Genomic DNA, 15,868 nt, shown 5'->3' with positions numbered 1-15,868 from the left:
TCCACGACGTGCGTGTGGACCAGCACGCCCAGAAAACCGACCAGATCAAACCCGCTCACAACGAGGTGACGTGATGACACTGAACACGGAGACACCACAGACACAAGACACGGCGACGCAGAAGCAGTACCTCACCTGGCCCAACAAGATCGGCTACGGCTCGGGGGACGTCGCTGGAAACGTGGTCTACGCGCTCCTGTCGGCATTCGTCATGATCTACCTGACCGACACCGCCGGGCTCAACCCCGGCATTATCGGCACCCTGATGATGGTCTCCCGCCTCTTTGACGGGTTCTCCGACATCATCTTCGGCTCCCTGCTGGACCGGACCCGAACCCGGATGGGTCGGGCGCGCCCCTGGATGCTGTGGGCGTTCTTCGGCTGCGCAGCCCTGATCGTCGCAATCTTCGCGATCCCCCCGTCCCTGGGGGACACCGCCAAGTACGCGTGGTTCTTCATTGCCTACACACTGCTCAACGCCGGGTTCTACACGGCCAACAACATCGCCTACTCCGCCCTGACGGCATTGATCACCAAGAACAGTGACGAGCGGGTCCAGATGGGCTCCATACGCTTCGTGTTCGCCTTCGGCACCAACCTGCTCATCCAGAGCGTGACCGTCGGTGCCGTCGAGGCGCTTGGCGGGGGCGCCCAGGGGTGGCGCGCAATCGCTATCATCTACGCGCTTATCGGGCTGGCGGTCAACACGCTGTCCGTCATGTCCGTCAGAGAGCTGCCGCCTGAGGAGCTCGAGGACCTGGACGCCGCGCCTGAGAAGGCAGAGGACCCAGAGGGGTCAGCGGCGGACGGCGGAGAGGACCACAAGGGGGCCGAGGGTGACGGGGCCGAGAACCGTGAGGAGCCGACGTCGGCACGGGGCGGAGCCGGGCAGAAGACCTCCCTGAGGGAGTCGGTGGGACTGCTCCTGACCAACAGGTACTACCTCATTATCCTGACCGTGTTCCTCCTGGCCCAGATGTTCACCGCGACCCTCAACATGGGAATCTACTTCATGACCTACATCCTGGGGACGCCAGGCTCCTGGGTCCCTTCGCCTGGGCCATCAACGTCCCCCTCATCGCCGGGCTCCTGCTCACCCCGGTAGCGGTGGCACGGTTCGGGCAGATGTACCGGGTCAACATCGCGGGATACGTCATCGCCGTACTGGGGCGGCTGGCCGTGGCGGCTTCCGCCTACGCAGGCAGCATCCCGCTCATGCTGGTGTTCTCCGGTGTCGCCTCCATCGGCATGAGCCCGCTCCAGGGGACCCTCAACGCGCTCATCGCCGAGGCCTCGGAGCACACCTACCTGCGCACCGGTAAGCGCATCGACGGCCTCATGTTCTCCTGCACCTCCCTGGGGGTCAAGGTCGGCAGCGGTCTGGGCACCGCGCTGGCTGGGTGGCTGCTGGCGGCCAGCGGGTACGTGGGTGACGCCGCCCAGCAGCCGGAGTCAGCGATCCAGATGCTCTACGTCATGTACCTGTGGTTCCCGGTCATCGCCAACTGCCTTATCCTGCTCCTGCTCACTCGGCTCGACGTGGAGAAGGCCAACAAGCAGGCACGGGCGCAGGCCGCCTGAGACCCGCGCAGCCACAGCCTCACTGTGGGTTGACACCTAGGTAAATGCTGTTAACCTCAAGGCGTGACCCCGGCCAGGCAGCAGCACGCCACAGGGACCAGGCAGTGTCTCATCGACGCCGCCCTGTCACTGATCGACGCCCACGGCTGGACCGAGGTCACGCTGACCGACGTGGCGCACGCCTGCGACGTCACCACGCCTGCCTGCTACAAGTACTTCCCGTCCAAGTCCAGCCTCTTCTCCGCTGCCCTCCACCAGCTGTCACGCGACCTGGAGGAACGAGCCACGACGATCGTCGGTGACGATCCCGTCGAGTCCCTGCTCGGGATCGGCACCATCCTGGTCGACCTCGCTACCGGGCACCCCCACCTCTTCGAGTTCAGCCAGCTCAGCCCGATGGCGGTCGAGGTGCACACCGAGCCCGCCTCTCAGCACCCGCTTGTGTCCACCATCCACAACGAGGTCTCCCGCCTGGCCACGCAGGAAGGAGCGGACCCCGAGTACCTGCAGCTGGCCATCTGGTCCTGCCTCCAGGGCTACGCCCGGCTCGTCGCGGCAGGGGCCGCGGCTGCGGACCCCGATTTCATGCGCGCCGTGCTGCGCGCCGTCATAACGATAGGAGACAAGTCATGACCCGCCGCAACCACACCCTCGTCATCTACGCCCACCCCTACAGCGGCTCCTTCAACCACGCGGTCCTGGAGTCCGTCACCTCCGCCCTGGAGCGGAAGAAGCGCAGCTACGACGTCATCGACCTGTACGCCGACGAGTTCGACCCCCGCTACACCGCCGAGGAACTAGCCCTATTCAGCGAGGGCGGCACCACAGACCCCCTCGTGGAGAAGTACCAGGGACTGCTGGACAAGGCCACCCGGCTCATCATCATCGCACCCATCTGGTGGTCCGAGCTTCCCGGAGTCGTCAAGGGCTTCATGGACAAGGTCATGAAGCAGAACTGGGCTTACGACTCCACCAATATCGGGGTCAGGGGCCGTCTCACCCACATCAAGCAGGTGCTGGTCCTCACCACGTCGACAGCCCCCACCTGGTTCCTCAAGCGCATGGCCGGCAACTCCGTCGGCTCCGTCTTCCTGGGCACGATCGTGCGCCAGCTCGGCATGAAGGGGCGGAAGTGGGTCAACTACGGGCAGGTCGCCAAGGGCGGGCACGCCCGGCGGGCCAAGCACCTGGAGAAGGTGGCCCGGCTGGCAGTGAAGTCCTAGGCTGCCACTAGGCTGCCAGGCGGAACGCGGTCCGGCGCCACGGCGTCAAGCAACACAGGTCAAGCAACACAGCCCGACTGGCGCCTCCGCCCCGCCCCTTCGCGACAAGGTGCGCCGAGCCCTCACAGGATGACTGGCACGCGTCAGTCACTCATAAGGGCTCGGCGCACCTCGCGGTAGGCGCGCTAGGCACAGCCAGGACTGCGAGCCCAGCACCCAAGCAGCCCGCCCCCGCCTGGGCCGCTAGCTGGCACCTACTACCTGGAGAGAGGCCCGTTCCCCTCCTAGCGCCTCGGCGCAGGCGGTCAGTGCCCTGTGAAGGTCACGCCCTGCCTGTCACTGAGCCCACTGACCATCAGCTCCTCGACCTCGGCCACACGCTGCGCGGCACGCTGACACAGTTCCTCGCCCTGCGCCGTCAGCACCAGGGGCAGCGCCCGGCCCCCGGCAGCCCTTGATGACCGTGTGACGAGGTCCCGGTCCTGAAGACTGCGCAGCACCACGTTCATGGTCTGACGCGACACGAAAGCGCCCCGGGCCAGCTCCGCGCCAGAGGCCCCGGGCGTCCTGCTCAGGAGCTCTAAGCAGGCGTACTGCGGCGTCGTCAGGCCCAGCGGGCGCAGTACGGAGTCAATGCGAGAACGTAGAGCGGCCTGCACCTGCTTGAGCCGGTAGCCCACCAAGACACCCAGACCGCCCCCGTCACCGACCTGACCCACCACCCCCTCACGGCCCACGGCCTTGGCCTGATAGGCACCACTGTGTTGCACGTCTCCCATGGCACCATTGTGCATGTCAGTATCTTGACGCAGAATGGATTGTCAGTATCTTGACATGAGGCCGTCGGCCGGGAAGGCCAGGCCGGTCAGGACTCTGAGAAAGCCCACAGAGGTCAGAAATGAGGAGCACCAATGACTGTCACCGGCCCCGACTTCATCGCGCTGCAAGTCAGCGACGTCGAGCGCGCCGCCACCTTCTACGAGGAACACCTCGGCCTGCGTCGTGCATCGGCGTCCCCTCCGGGAGCAGTTGTCTTCGCCACTACGCCGATTCCCTTCGCCGTGCGTACACCGCTGCCCGAGACCGACCTGGGCAGCGTGGACCGTCCAGGAACCGGCGTAGCCCTGTGGCTGCACTGCGACGACGCACAGGCCCTGCACGACTCGCTGCGTGAGTCCGGCACGCCGATCCTCCGCGAGCCTGAGACAGGCCCGTTCGGCCTGTTCTTCACCTTCGCCGACCCTGACGGGTACGCCGTCACGGTCCACGACCAGGCCTGAGCTCTGGTTCCACCCGCCGCCGCACATCGTCAGCAGGGAGCCCGGCACCAAGAAGCACTCGCGTCTGCGGCGTCCCACCCAGTGGTGGGGCCGCCCGTACCCCACCACCGAAGATGTGCGGCTGCCGGGGAGCGGGCCCTGGCCGACTAGAGGTTGACCTGCCGGGAGATGATGCCGGCCTTGGCCCGGCGCGCCGCAGCGTCTAGAGGCCCCTCCTCAGCCAGGGCGGCGTCAAGCCGCTCCCCCATGGCACGCAGGGGCGCGCTCAGCTCCTCGGCCTCGGTGCCGGGGTTGAGCTCCCACACGGGGATTGCCAAGCCGCAGGCCCGAAAGGCCCCGATGAACCGGGCGCCCTCCTCCAGGTCGGACTCACGCCGGGCGTACACCCGGGCGAAGGCGTTGAAGAAGTCGTCCTCGTCCTCACCGCGCACCCAGCGCACAAACTCCTTGCCGTTCATGCGGCACCAGTAGGCGTGCTCGACACCGGGTACGGCCCGCGTCGGGGCGATGTCGGCCTTGGCCTCCTCAATGGCCCTGGCTGCCTGCGGCTCAGCGGCTGCCTCCGCGTCAAGCCAGTAGTCAAAGGACTCCCGCAGGTCCACCTCGGGGACCACCGCCAGGTCCAGCACGTCCTGGAGGCGCGGTCCCGGCCCCGGCAGTCCACGACGCGGCAGGGTAGCCCCGGGCTCCAGGTCGAGAGCCTCCAGCAGGGCGGCTGCCACGTCGCGGGAGGCGTCACCGGAGTGCATGGAAGTCTGTAGAGCCACCAGCACCTCACCGTCTGAGCGCCGCATCCCCTGAGCCAGGTCGGGCAGGATAGTGGCCAGCAGGACGTCCTTGCCACCGTGGTCCTCGCCGAGGCGGACCCTCGCGGTCGCGGCAGGAATGATCTGCATCATTGCCACCAGCTCCTCCTCCCCGGAATCCCGGCGAAGGGCCTGGCGACGAACTCAACCCTGGCGGGCCTGTCCGGCCTGCCGGGACCGGAGCCGCCGACCCGGGCCTTAGGGCCGGAGCGGGCACCCACCCGGCGGTTCTGACGCTTCTTCCTCGACATACCTGCCAGCCTACCGGCAGGGTGCCGTCTTAGGACGCACCTCCGACGGGGACGCCTACAGCAGCGCCACCACCAACCCTGTGCGCATCCCCACACCAGCCACGTTCCCGTCAAAATTCATGCCTGCCCCATGTGCCCCCCACAGGCTCCGCATAGACTCCCTCCCTTTACTTCTGCTCAGCCGACGGGTCGCCCCTGACCCGCTGCAGCCCCACCGACTGACAGGAGCCTTCATGACCCTCGCCTCTCTGGCCTACATCGCCGCCGACCTGGCCGCCCTGGTGCTGCTGGTTGGCGCGCTCTACGCGCCGCGACACAGCCGCAAGGACCTCGCCGCCGCCTACATCGGCGTCAACGTCGGCGTCCTGGCCGTCACCCTCCTACTGTCCACGGCTGATGTCGCCGCGGGCCTGGGCCTGGGGCTCTTCGGCGTCCTGTCGATCATCCGTCTGCGCTCCACCGCGCTGTCCCAGCACGAGGTCGCCTACTTCTTCGCCGCCCTGGCACTGGGTCTGCTCGGCGGCATCCAGACGGCTCCGCTCCTCATGGTGGTCGCTCTCATGGCCCTGGTGGTGGCCTCCCTGTGGGTCGCCGACCACCCTGCCCTCATGCGCCGCAGTCGCCACCAGGTCATTGTGGTCGACCGCGCCTTCACCGACGAGGCCGCCCTTGTGAGCCACCTGGAGCACCTCCTGGGCGCAACCGTGCGCTCCGTCGAGGTCGAGCGCGTGGACCTGGTCAACGACACTACCCAGGTGGACGTGCGCTTCCTGCTTCCCCGCAGGCAGGGCGCTGTCAGCGCAGCCACCCGTCGCCAGCCTGTCTCGCACCCCGCCGACCCCGCACGCGGCCACGTGGCCGGGCGCACCGTGCCCGTCGGCTGACCCGGACCGCCGGGCTAGCGAGGCTGCCTGCCGTCCACAGCGCAGAGCACACCCCGAGCAGGACACGGCACCGTCGAGCCAAGAACTACGAAAGAACAGCAAAGAACAGCAGAGACAGGACGGAAGAAGGACAAGGATCCATGAGTACAGCACCCCTGACCCTGGCACCCGCGCCCACGACGTCGTCACGCGTCGCGCGGCGCAGAAGCTCCCTGCGCCTTATGGCTCCTGGTGCAACCACCTCTGTAGCACCCGCCCCTGCCTCCCCGGTGGCAGCACCGCTCGCGCCCCTGGCACCGGCCACCGCACCAGTCGCGCCGTCCCCGGCCTACCCGGAACCACCATCCATCCGTCGGGATGACGGACTCAGCACTGACCACCTGCCCGCCATCACCCTGGCCGAGCTCAACGCCGCAGCGGGGCTGCTGACCCGGGTCGACCGCAAGTACCTGGTGCCCCTGGCAGTCGCCCAGGACCTTCTTGGTGCGCTGGCCGGGCAGGCCCACGTCCTTCAGATCGACGGGCTGCGCCGCTTCCGCTATGCCTCCACCTACTTCGACACCCCCAGCCTGGAGTCCTACTACCTGGCAGCCCGCAAGCGGCGCCGTCGCTTCAAGGTCCGCACCCGCACCTACCTGGACTCCGACCTGTGCTTCCTGGAGGTCAAGACGCAGGGCTCGCGCGAGACCACGGTCAAGGAGCGCCTGGACTACCGCTCCCGCGACGCCAGCCGGATCACCAGAGCCGGGCGTGACTACGTGGCCACCTGCCTGCGCGAGGCCGGGATCGGCAACCAGGACGACGCGCGGCGTACCACGGCCCAGCTGTCCCCCGTCCTGGACAGCACCTACGAGCGAACCACCCTGCACCTGCCCGCCGAGGAGGCCCGCCTCACTATCGACACCTCCCTGGCCTGGAGGGCGCGGACCGACCGCACAGGACACACGGTGCGCGTCAACGGGCTCGCCGTCGTCGAGACCAAGACCTCTGCGGCCTCCTCCCCGGCGGACCGGCTCCTGTGGGCCAGGGGGTACCGCCCCGTGGGCATCTCCAAGTACGCCACAGCCATGGCCGTCCTCCACCCCGAGCTGCCGTCCCACAAGTGGCACCGCACCCTGACCCGCGAGCTCGCCCACGCCACGTCCACCTGCGGTGTCACGGCCGACGTCACGCCCGCCGCCTGAGACCGCCCCTCAACCAGGAGAACACCAGTGAAGACACCCCGCTACCGCACCGGCCGACGAGCCTGCGCCGCCCTCGCCCTCCTCGCCTCTACTGCACTGACCGCCGGGTGCTGGAACCTGGCAGGCTCGGGCTCCGTGTCAAGCAGCCCCGCCTCCTCCGGCGCCAGCGCCTCCTCAGACGGCACGGAGTCCTCCGGAACCGACTCTCAGGACTCCGACTCTCAGGACTCTGACCCCCAGGGTTCTGACTCCCAGGATTCTGAGTCCCAGGACAGCTCCCAGGACTCCAGCGACTCCGCTACCAGCTCCCAGGAGGAGTCCTCGACAACGGCCTGGACCACGATCGGCTCCGCCGTCGCCCAGGCCTCCACGGGCGCCACTACCGCCGACATCCTGGCCGCCAACGCCGAGGTGGCCGACGTGACCACCGAGCAGGACGACGCGGGCACCTATGACGCCTCCTCTGCCACCACTATCAGCCTGGCCGGGACCTCCGCCACGGTCGACGGTGAGGGCGCGAGCACGGAGGGCTCCACCGTCACCATTACCGCTGGCGGCACCTACGTGGTCTCCGGGGAGGCCACCGACGGCCAGCTCGTGGTCAACGCCCCTGACGCCGAGGTCCGCCTAGTCCTGGACGGAGCGAACGTCACCAGCACCACCGGGGCCGCTGTCAACGTCCAGGACGCTGGCGAGGCGGTCATCGTCCTGGCTCAGGGCTCAACCAACACCCTGGCTGACGCACAGACCTACGCCGACACCTCCGAGGACGCCCCTACCGCGGCCCTCTTCTCCTCCGACACGCTCACCATCACCGGGACCGGCTCCCTGGACGTGACCGGCTCCTACAACGACGGCATCTCCTCCAAGAACGGCCTGGTGGTCACCGGGGACACCACCATCACCGTCACCGCCGCCGACGACGGAGTGCGTGGTAAGGACTACCTGGTGGTGGAGTCCGGGACGCTAACCGTCACCGCAGGCGACGACGGCCTGAAGTCCAGCGAGGACGACGACGAGACCAAGGGGTTTGTCGCGCTGGGGCAGGCAGACGTCACCCTGACCGCCGGGGACGACGGGATCACCGCACACACTGACGTCACCGTCGCGGGGACCACCGTGACCATCACCGCTGGTGGCGGGCAGGCCAACGCCGTCATCGAGGAGGTGGCGCCCGGCCAGGATCAGACCGACCCCTCTGAGCAGTCCACCGAGGAGTCGGCTGAGGACACTGACGACTCCTCGTCCTCCCCCAAGGGGATTACCGCAGGGGTGAGCTACACCCAGGACTCCGGGACGGTGACAGTGGACGCGGCCCACGAGGGCGTCGAGGCGGCCTTCATCAACGTAGGTGACGGGAGGCTCCACATCGCCTCCGGTGACGACGGCATCAACGCCTCCAGCGGCGACGTTGTCATTGAGGGCTACGAGGCCGCCGAGACCGACACCGAGGCCGACGACGGATCCGTGCTGACGGTCTCCGGGGGCGAGGTGCAGGTCTCCTACGCCTCCTCCGACGGCATCGACTCCAACGGGTCGGCCTACGTCACCGGCGGGATCGTCCTGGTCTCCGGGCAGGCCGGGGCCATGGACGGTGCCATCGACGTCAACGGCGCCAGCCAGCTGGTAGGCCTGACCGGGTCACCCTCCGTAACCAGCGGGGACACACTGACCGTCACTGAAGCCGCCGCTGACTCCGCCGGGGAGGAAGTCGCCTCCCTGGAAGTGACCTTCACCGCCGAGGCGGTCACGGTCATCGGCCTGACCGAGGGCCAGGAGTACACGGTGGCCTCCACCTCCGGCGGCTCGGCCACAGGGACTGCGGCCGCGCTGTCGTCGGGGATGGGCGGCCCTGGTGGTGGTGACCCTCAGGACGGTCAGGCCCCCCAGGGTGGTGGTGCCGGCGGCGCCCAGCCGGACGGGACGGCGCCCCAGGGCTGAGGAAGGGAGCCTCAGGACGGAGCATCTGCGCAGGGCGGTGCCTCGCAGGGCTGAGTGGTGCGAGCCGCCCTGGGGAGACCGAGCCCTCGCCGAGCGGCTGAATCCTCCTAGATGACGCGTACACGGGTCATCTACGAGGATTCAGTCGCCCCGGGTGTGTGCACGCACCCCCTGATGGCAGGCACCCTGTGGCCAGCCCGTGGTGGCGCAGTCCTTCTAGTGGGTCTCGTAGTATCCCTCGTCCCAGCCGTAGATGGCGGGCTCGTCGGGCACCTCAACCCCCAGAGCGCCCAGGACGGTCTCGATACCGGGCCTGGTGCCGTGACCCACGGCAGGGCCGACGTCGCGGCCAGTGCCAGAGCCGGCCCCGGGGCTAACGGTCCGGTGGGGGTCAGGCTGGGTGCCCTGGTCGGTGACGCAGCCCGCCGCGAGCGCCCGCTCAACCTCGGCGGCTGTGGGTCGGGCCGGGTCGGGCAGGCTGACGCGCAGCAGGTTCCTGGCGCCGGTGTCCACCACCAGGGAGGTCCATCCCGCCGCCCACACGCGGTCGGGGAACGCCCGGACAAGCGCGGCCCGTCCGCCGGCACGGGTCTGCGCCGGGGCGGTCTCCACCCCGCGGAGCACGGCGTCCTCCTCCACGACGCGCCGCACCATTCCACCCCGCTCCAGCGCAGCAGCCAGCGAGACGGTGGGGTCGACGGCGCTGAACCGCAGGTCGGCCGCGCGCAGGCGCGGGTCGTCCCAGCCGCACCCGTAGCGGGAGCGCAGACGCTCCAGCACCACCAGCTTGGCGCACCACTCCACCAGGTGGGCCGCGTGCTGGTACCCACGCTCCAGGGCGTCGAGGGCCTCATCCCACAGGTCCAGGATCTCCTGAGTCTCCTCGTCAGCGCCCGTCCCGGCTACGTCACGGATCTCGTCGAGGAAGGCACGCTGGACCTCCAGGGCGGAGATGCTGCCTCCTGCGGCCAGGTCACAACGCACCTGGAGGCTGGGGTCGTGGGAGAAGGCGTGCAGGGCCCCCACCGGGTCGGCCAGGGCCAGGCGCTGGGCCAGGGCCTGGGCCCGCTGCGGGTAGCCCTCCACCAGGGACAGCAGGGCCGCCGTCGAGCCCGTGCGCAGCAGCGTGGTGACGGCCAGGACCGAGGAGTCGGAGGTGATGACGTGCAGGCGCCGCCAGCGCACCGGGTCCGCGTGGGCCTCGTCGCGGGTGTTGATAATAGGGCGCTCCCGGGTGGTGTACAGCGACACCTCCTGCTCCACATAGTCGGCGCGCTGAAAGATCTGGAAGCCCGGGGCCTGGCTCTGCGCCCCGATGCCAAGGCGCCCCGAGCCGCCGACCACCTGCCTGGTGGCCAGGAAGGGCAGCAGGACGGCAGTCAGCAGGTCCCAGTCCACCTCCCGGTCCACGGCGTAGCTCTCGTGGGCGCCCCAGGCGGCGCCGCGTCCGTCGGTGTTGTTCTTGAGGACCTGGACCCGCGTGCCGCGCTGGCGGCCCAGCGCAACCTCGGCACGGTGCATGATGAGGTCACCGACCATGTCGTAGCGGGCCGCCTGGCGGGGGCCGAGAACCTCCGGCGAGGCGTACTCCGGGTGGGTATGGTCCACGTAGAGCCGGGCCCCGTTGACCGCGTGGGTGGCTGAGCCCCGGTAGTAGTGGGACTCGAAGGCGTTGACCCTCCTGATCCAGCGGGTGGCGGACCCGGTGAGAACGGCGCCCGTCTCCTCGTGGGTGCGGGCCTCGGCAGGCAGCTCGTGGTCGGTCCCGTCCCTGGCGTCGCGGGCGGGAAGCTCCCCGGAGTAGTCGAAGCGGCAGCCCGCACCATCCAGCAGGGTCCGCCCGGTACCCGCGGGCACGTGCGGGGAGGAGGGCTGCCCCCGGGTCGCGGCGTCGCGCGCGTAGGCGAACAGGAGGTGACGAGCAAGGTCGTCGGGGTCGGCGGTGGGGTCGTCGCGGTCGACCAGGGCGTACTCGGTCTCCACACCCATGATCCTGCGTACCGTGATCATCGTTCGTCCTTTCCGGGGGCTGGTCGCCTCAGGCAGTGGTGGTCGGGGCCTGGGGCCGACCAGCCACGGGGCCAGCCCCAGGGACCAGCCGACGAAGGCGTCAGGGCTGGCAGCTGCGGCCACCAGGCCAGCCGGAGCCGGGAGCCCGTGACGGCCCGGCGCACGCCGTCGTGCTGAATCCAGCCCCGTCAGCCGCACGCCTGGGTCTGGTCACCGTGAGAGAGCCCGAAGCCCTCGTTGGTACACCTGTACCACACCGAGGGCTGCGCGTCCAGCCCCTTCCGGCGCGGGCCCAGGCTGCGGCCCACCCCGCTCATGCAACAGAAACTTCATAGGACAACACGGAGCCATGTTGTCCTATGAAGTTTCTGTTGCCGGGGCACTCCTGCTGGCAGCACCGGCTCGCTGGGCAGGAGCACCTCCCCCGGCAGGCAGCTTCGCTGGCGCGCCCAAAGCCGTCCAGCACTGCACCCCGCCCCGCTCAAAGGCCAGCACGTGCGCTGGAGCCTCCAGCCAGACAGTCCGCCAGCACCACCAGCAGTGTGGTACTCCACCCGCTGCCAGGCGGATCCGCCGAACATAGAGCGCCAGTCACTGGGTGGCTGGGAGCCGTCCGGCCCGGTGCCGGGACGAAACTGGTAGCGCTCGCGCTGCGGCGAGCCGGGGCCTGCATCCAGGGCGGAGGGATAGCAAGGGGGACAGCCACACGGCGTCCACGCCCAGAGCGGCCAGGTAGGGCACGCGTGAGGCGACACCGCGCAGGTCACCCACGCCGTCCCCGTCGGTGTCGGCAAAGGAGCGGGGGTAGACCTGGTAGACGACGGCGCCGTGCCACCAAGGGTGCACGGCCCACCCAGGCCTCAGCGGGCTGACCACGCTGCCGCCGCCTCCAGGACCCGATCGTTCTCCTCCGGGGTGCCGATGCTGACCCGCACGCCCTCCCCGGCAAAGGGGCGCACCAGCACACCTGCCTGGGCGAAGTGCCCGGCCAGCGCCGCAGCCTGGTCCCCCACCCCCAGCCAGAAGAAGTTGCCCTGGGTGGTGGGAACCTCCCAGCCCTGCCCACGCAGGGCAGCCACTACCCGCTCCCGCTCAGCGACGACGAGTCTGGCACGTCGGGCGGTCTCCGCCCGGACCTCCTCACCGAGGGCCGCCACAGCGGCAGCCTGGGCGGGCAGGCTCACCCCGAAGGGCGTGGCCACGCTGCGCACCGCGCTGGCCAGCCCCGGCTCAGCTATCAGGTAGCCCACCCGCAGCCCAGCCAGGGCGTGGGCCTTGGAGAAGGTGCGCGAGACCACCAGGTTGGGGTGGTGGGGCAGCAGGTCCAGAGCGTCGCCCACGGAGGGGTCGGTGACGAAGTCCAGGTAGGCCTCGTCCACGAGCACGACGACATCGCGGGGCACCCCCTCCACCAGCGCGGTCAGCTCCTCGGCGCTCAGGGCGGCCCCGGTGGGGTTGTTGGGGGTGCAGGCCATGACCACGCGGGTGCGGGGGGTGAGGGCAGCCAACATGGCGGGGACGTCGTGCCTCCCCTGGGACGTCAGCGGCACCGTGACGGCGTGGGCCCCGGCCACGGCCACGCAGATCGGGTAGGCCTCGAAGGAGCGCCACGGCATGACGACCTCGTCGCCCTGGTCGCACACCGTGTCCAGGAGGTGCTGGATGAGAGCCACCGAGCCGTTGCCCACCACCACCTGGCTGGCCTCTACCCCCCACCGGTGCGCGAGCGCGGACACCAGCCCCTCACCGGTCATCTCCGGGTAGCGGTTGGCCTCGGCGGCCACCCGGGTCATGGCGGCCACCACGGCCTCCTGGGGCGGGAAGGGCAGCTCGTTGGAGGACAGCTTGGCGACGTCGCCGTGCCCGGGGCGCGCCCCGGGCACGTAGGAGGGCAGGCTGGTCACCGCCTGGCGGATGCGCACGCTCGTCCTTACCTCGGTCATACCCCCTATCCTGGCACCCCACAGGGGACTCTGGGAGGATGTGCCCATGGAGATGATCGTGCGGACCCTCGGCAACGCGGTCGGCCTGTGGCTGGCTGCGGCGCTGCTGCCTGGACTTGACGTGCCCCGGTCGGGTGGGGCGGCGCAGATGTGGCTGAACCTGGTGGTTGTCGGCCTCGTCCTGGCACTGGTGAACTCCGTGATCAAGCCGGTGGCAAGGGTGCTGGCCTTCCCGCTCTACATCGTGACCTTCGGCCTGTTCGCCCTCGTGGTCAACGGGGCGATGCTCAGCCTGGCGGGGTGGCTCACCGACCACCTGGGTACCCTGGGGGCCGCGGGCTCGGTGCCGCTGGGCCTTGAGGTCGCCTCCTTCGGATGGGCCGTGGCCGGGTCGGTAGTCGTCTCAGTGATCTCAGCGGCGGTCGTGGCGATGTTCGTCCGCTCAGAGGACTAGCACCAGGGACTAGCACCAGGCAGCCAAGGCCGGGACACCGTCCGCCCCCTACCCGTTGGGGTCCACCGGGGCGGCCTGTGGCCGAGGGGTCGGCTCCAGGCCGTCGAAACCGCCCGTTGTCAGGCGCTCGACGGCGAAGGTGTACTCCACGACCCGCACCCCCTCCTCCCCGGCACCTGTGACCCGGGCAAGCTCCTCGTTCCACTCCCGCAGGGCAGGCTCGTTGTCCTCGATCCCCTCGACTGCCTGGGCGTAGCTGCCTGCACGGTGAGGGTACCTTCCGTCGTCCTGCTCACGCGAGTCAATGACAACCGTCTGACGGTGCTGCGTCACAGGGTTGGGGGTGGCATCCAGACCGGGAACGGCGTCCCCGACGTTCTCCAGGTGCAGGACGCGCACGCACTCCGGAACATCCGCGCCGGCGGCGGGACTGCCTGCCGTCAAGACTGCGGTGACGCGGAAGCGCTCCTGGACAGCGGGGTCGGCAGCGACGTTGGACACCGTAATACCACCCTGGGAGTGCCCGTAGAGAGCGACCTCCTCGTCGTCGCGGATCCCCGCCTGCCGCATCGCGGTGACAACCGCGGAGTCCATGGCGGTCGGCGCCCCGCCGACCGCCTCCAGGTTGGTCAGCAGGTCCTGGGGACCGCCGTTGCCGCTGGTCCAGCCTGTCGTGCCAGGAACATAGACCATCCAGGAGCGGGAGCCGTCAGCACGTTCCACCCGCTGGATCGAGATGACACCCGCCTCCTCGTGCTCCTGCCCCAGGTCGTGCCGTCTGCCCTGGACCTCTTGCCCGTGGCGGATGACCTCGGCGATACTGCCCGGCGCGGTGCAGCGCTCACCCTGGCCCACCAGGCCCTCCCCCACCTGGCTACCCAGGCCGTAGGGGTCCTCCTGCGGCGGGGACACCCTGGTGGAGCCCCGGCCGCCGACAGGGGTCACGCTGATCCCCGTCTGAGAGCCGAACAGCCACGACCCGCTTGCCGCGGCCACAGCCCCGAGATGAAGGGCGGCGCGCCGCAGGGGCGTCAGGGTCGAGGTGTCCACCACCTGCGTCCCCTGCCGCACCCGGTCCGGCAGCTGCTCGCTCACCCACGGGTCCAGGCGCTGGACTACCTCCTCCAGGTAGACCTGGATGGTGATTGCCTCGCGCCCGGTCCGCGCCTGTGACAACCACCTGGTCAGCAGGGCGAGCCTGACGACGTCGTCCTTGACCCACCGTGCGGTGGCAGGGTCGCTGAGCAGCACCCCCAGCCCCTGGACCACCGCCTGAAGGTCCTCGTCGTCCTGGGCCAGCTTGTAGAGGGGGCTGCCGACTGCGGTCAGCAGGCGGGCCAGGAGGCTCGCCCTCCAGGACACCGGGCCCAGCACCGTGCGAACGAGCGCGCAGTCAAAGGCGGCCAGGTCCACCGGCCCCATCGAGCTGAGCGCCGGAACAGCCCCGGTCTCCGCCAGCCGGTAGGTCTCAGAGCAGGCAGAGACGTCTGCTGCCAGGCCTCTCAGGGTCGCAACGGTCTCCGACAAGGACCCGGGGCCGCTGGCCAGCCGCTCCAGGCAGGAGACGCATTCCGTCCGACTGGCCTGGTAGGCCTGGTCGGAGGGGTCACCCTGACTCGCGAGCAGAGACCTGGCGACACCGATGCCGGAGAACCAGTCGCCAAGGTACATCCGGGCCAGGGCCACACCGATGTGCTCCAGGGCCTGCTCCAGGGACTCCGCCGCAGCACGCAGGGCAGCGGCGAAAGCGTCCAGGTCAGCAGTATCTACCGAGATCGTGCCGCCCACGACCATGATGACCGCGCCGCTGCCCGGGGTAGTCATGTGCCACTGGTGGCCTGAGTCTAGGTCACCTGGCTCCTGCCCGGGAAGGACGCCGACCAGTGGGCGCCCGGCATCCTCCTGGAGAGTCACAAGCCATCGCCTGCCTGACTGGCACCGGGCTCCACGTCGGCCAGCTCGGCGCGGGCATCCATGGTCGCTGCGGCCTCCTGGGCCGCAGACAGCAGCGCCCGCAGTCCCTCGACCAGGGTGGCAGCCTCCTCCAGGCTCAGTCGACAGGCCTGCGCGACGCTGCCGACCCAGGACCCCGGGACGTCAGAGGGAATGAGCGCGAGTCCGGCGTCGTAGTCGTCCTCGGCAAGAGACAGGAGTGAGGAGGGGAAGGAAGTCATGGCACGATGTTATGACTATGTCACCTTTTGTACACCCCGTAAGCCATCGAATTCTGTGGATGTAGGACTCGACAACCAACTTGTGGTGACCTGGGTGCTGTCACCGTTTCGGTCCACATGTGCCGGACTTGCCGCAC

At 69.4% G+C, this 15,868-nt stretch carries 11 protein-coding genes and 4 pseudogenes; 8 read left to right on the top strand and 7 right to left on the bottom strand.

Features of this window, described 5'->3' with window-relative positions; all coding sequences use genetic code 11:
* The first annotated feature begins 73 nt into the window (after window positions 1–73).
* The 3 genes and pseudogenes from D5R93_RS00530 to D5R93_RS00515 all read left to right on the top strand — a co-directional run bounded on the left by D5R93_RS00530 (window position 74) and on the right by D5R93_RS00515 (window position 2,804).
* Window positions 74–1,581: pseudogene (locus tag D5R93_RS00530) on the top strand (MFS transporter).
* A 63-nt stretch (window positions 1,582–1,644) separates the two neighbouring features.
* Entirely contained in the window at window positions 1,645–2,214 is a 570-nt protein-coding gene (locus tag D5R93_RS00520) for a TetR/AcrR family transcriptional regulator (RefSeq protein ID WP_119835280.1), read from the top strand.
* Window positions 2,211–2,804 carry an NAD(P)H-dependent oxidoreductase gene (locus D5R93_RS00515; protein WP_119835281.1) on the top strand — a complete coding sequence of 198 codons (594 nt, stop codon included), beginning with the start codon at window positions 2,211–2,213 and terminating at the stop codon, window positions 2,802–2,804. Before D5R93_RS00520 ends, D5R93_RS00515 begins: the two co-directional genes overlap by 4 nt.
* 305 nt (window positions 2,805–3,109) lie before the next feature.
* On the opposite strand, the gene D5R93_RS00510 is transcribed toward D5R93_RS00515, so the two are convergent.
* Complete coding sequence (locus D5R93_RS00510) at window positions 3,110–3,583, bottom strand: MarR family winged helix-turn-helix transcriptional regulator (RefSeq protein ID WP_243106845.1); 474 nt, start codon at window positions 3,581–3,583, stop codon at window positions 3,110–3,112.
* 132 nt (window positions 3,584–3,715) lie between these two features.
* Here D5R93_RS00510 and D5R93_RS00505 point away from each other — a divergent pair, with 132 nt between their 5' ends.
* On the top strand, window positions 3,716–4,084 hold the full coding sequence (locus D5R93_RS00505) for a VOC family protein (protein WP_120203129.1): 369 nt from the start codon (window positions 3,716–3,718) through the stop codon (window positions 4,082–4,084).
* A 146-nt stretch (window positions 4,085–4,230) separates the two neighbouring features.
* On the opposite strand, the pseudogene D5R93_RS00500 reads toward D5R93_RS00505, so the two are convergent.
* Window positions 4,231–5,141, bottom strand: a pseudogene (locus tag D5R93_RS00500) (DUF5926 family protein).
* A gap of 233 nt (window positions 5,142–5,374) precedes the next feature.
* Between D5R93_RS00500 and D5R93_RS00495 the strand changes: the two are divergent.
* From D5R93_RS00495 to D5R93_RS00485, 3 genes and pseudogenes are all read left to right on the top strand, one after another.
* Window positions 5,375–5,924, top strand: a pseudogene (locus D5R93_RS00495) (DUF4956 domain-containing protein); the annotation flags it as partial.
* A gap of 241 nt (window positions 5,925–6,165) precedes the next feature.
* Complete coding sequence (locus D5R93_RS00490; protein WP_423243303.1) at window positions 6,166–7,209, top strand: polyphosphate polymerase domain-containing protein; 1,044 nt, start codon at window positions 6,166–6,168, stop codon at window positions 7,207–7,209.
* Window positions 7,210–7,236: 27 nt separating this feature from the next.
* Window positions 7,237–9,150, top strand: coding sequence for a carbohydrate-binding domain-containing protein (locus tag D5R93_RS00485; RefSeq protein WP_243106844.1), 1,914 nt, complete (start codon window positions 7,237–7,239; stop codon window positions 9,148–9,150).
* A 216-nt stretch (window positions 9,151–9,366) separates the two neighbouring features.
* On the opposite strand, the gene D5R93_RS00480 is transcribed toward D5R93_RS00485, so the two are convergent.
* The 3 genes and pseudogenes from D5R93_RS00480 to hisC form a co-directional block, all read right to left on the bottom strand.
* Window positions 9,367–11,283, bottom strand: coding sequence for a proteasome accessory factor PafA2 family protein (locus D5R93_RS00480; protein ID WP_243106843.1), 1,917 nt, complete (start codon window positions 11,281–11,283; stop codon window positions 9,367–9,369).
* A 567-nt stretch (window positions 11,284–11,850) separates the two neighbouring features.
* Window positions 11,851–12,036, bottom strand: a pseudogene (locus D5R93_RS14880) (alpha-amylase family glycosyl hydrolase); the annotation flags it as partial.
* Window positions 12,021–13,103, bottom strand: coding sequence for a histidinol-phosphate transaminase (hisC, locus tag D5R93_RS00470; RefSeq protein ID WP_243106842.1), 1,083 nt, complete (start codon window positions 13,101–13,103; stop codon window positions 12,021–12,023). The pseudogene D5R93_RS14880 and the gene hisC, both read right to left, overlap by 16 nt.
* 46 nt (window positions 13,104–13,149) lie before the next feature.
* Between hisC and D5R93_RS00465 the strand changes: the two genes are divergently transcribed.
* Window positions 13,150–13,557 (top strand): phage holin family protein, encoded by a 408-nt coding sequence (locus D5R93_RS00465; RefSeq protein WP_119835286.1) that lies wholly within the window; start codon window positions 13,150–13,152, stop codon window positions 13,555–13,557.
* Window positions 13,558–13,605: 48 nt separating this feature from the next.
* Here D5R93_RS00465 and D5R93_RS00460 read toward each other — a convergent pair whose 3' ends face one another.
* Entirely contained in the window at window positions 13,606–15,381 is a 1,776-nt protein-coding gene (locus tag D5R93_RS00460) for a hypothetical protein (RefSeq protein WP_162933737.1), read from the bottom strand.
* An 86-nt stretch (window positions 15,382–15,467) separates the two neighbouring features.
* Complete coding sequence (locus tag D5R93_RS00455; RefSeq protein WP_119835288.1) at window positions 15,468–15,731, bottom strand: hypothetical protein; 264 nt, start codon at window positions 15,729–15,731, stop codon at window positions 15,468–15,470.
* Between the last annotated feature and the right edge of the window lie 137 nt (window positions 15,732–15,868).

The sequence above is a fragment of the Actinomyces lilanjuaniae genome, assembly GCF_003606385.1.
GTDB lineage: Bacteria > Actinomycetota > Actinomycetes > Actinomycetales > Actinomycetaceae > Actinomyces > Actinomyces lilanjuaniae.
This window is presented reverse-complemented; position numbering and strand designations above follow the sequence as displayed.

Coding starts and splice junctions, on each gene's coding strand:
- D5R93_RS00515 (WP_119835281.1), top strand. CDS start 2,211: ATGACCCGCCGCAACCACACCCTCGTCATCTACGCCCACCCCTACAGC.
- D5R93_RS00510 (WP_243106845.1), bottom strand. CDS start 3,583: ATGGGAGACGTGCAACACAGTGGTGCCTATCAGGCCAAGGCCGTGGGC.
- D5R93_RS00505 (WP_120203129.1), top strand. CDS start 3,716: ATGACTGTCACCGGCCCCGACTTCATCGCGCTGCAAGTCAGCGACGTC.
- D5R93_RS00490 (WP_423243303.1), top strand. CDS start 6,166: ATGAGTACAGCACCCCTGACCCTGGCACCCGCGCCCACGACGTCGTCA.
- hisC (WP_243106842.1), bottom strand. CDS start 13,103: ATGACCGAGGTAAGGACGAGCGTGCGCATCCGCCAGGCGGTGACCAGC.
- D5R93_RS00465 (WP_119835286.1), top strand. CDS start 13,150: ATGGAGATGATCGTGCGGACCCTCGGCAACGCGGTCGGCCTGTGGCTG.
- D5R93_RS00460 (WP_162933737.1), bottom strand. CDS start 15,381: ATGACTACCCCGGGCAGCGGCGCGGTCATCATGGTCGTGGGCGGCACG.
- D5R93_RS00455 (WP_119835288.1), bottom strand. CDS start 15,731: ATGACTTCCTTCCCCTCCTCACTCCTGTCTCTTGCCGAGGACGACTAC.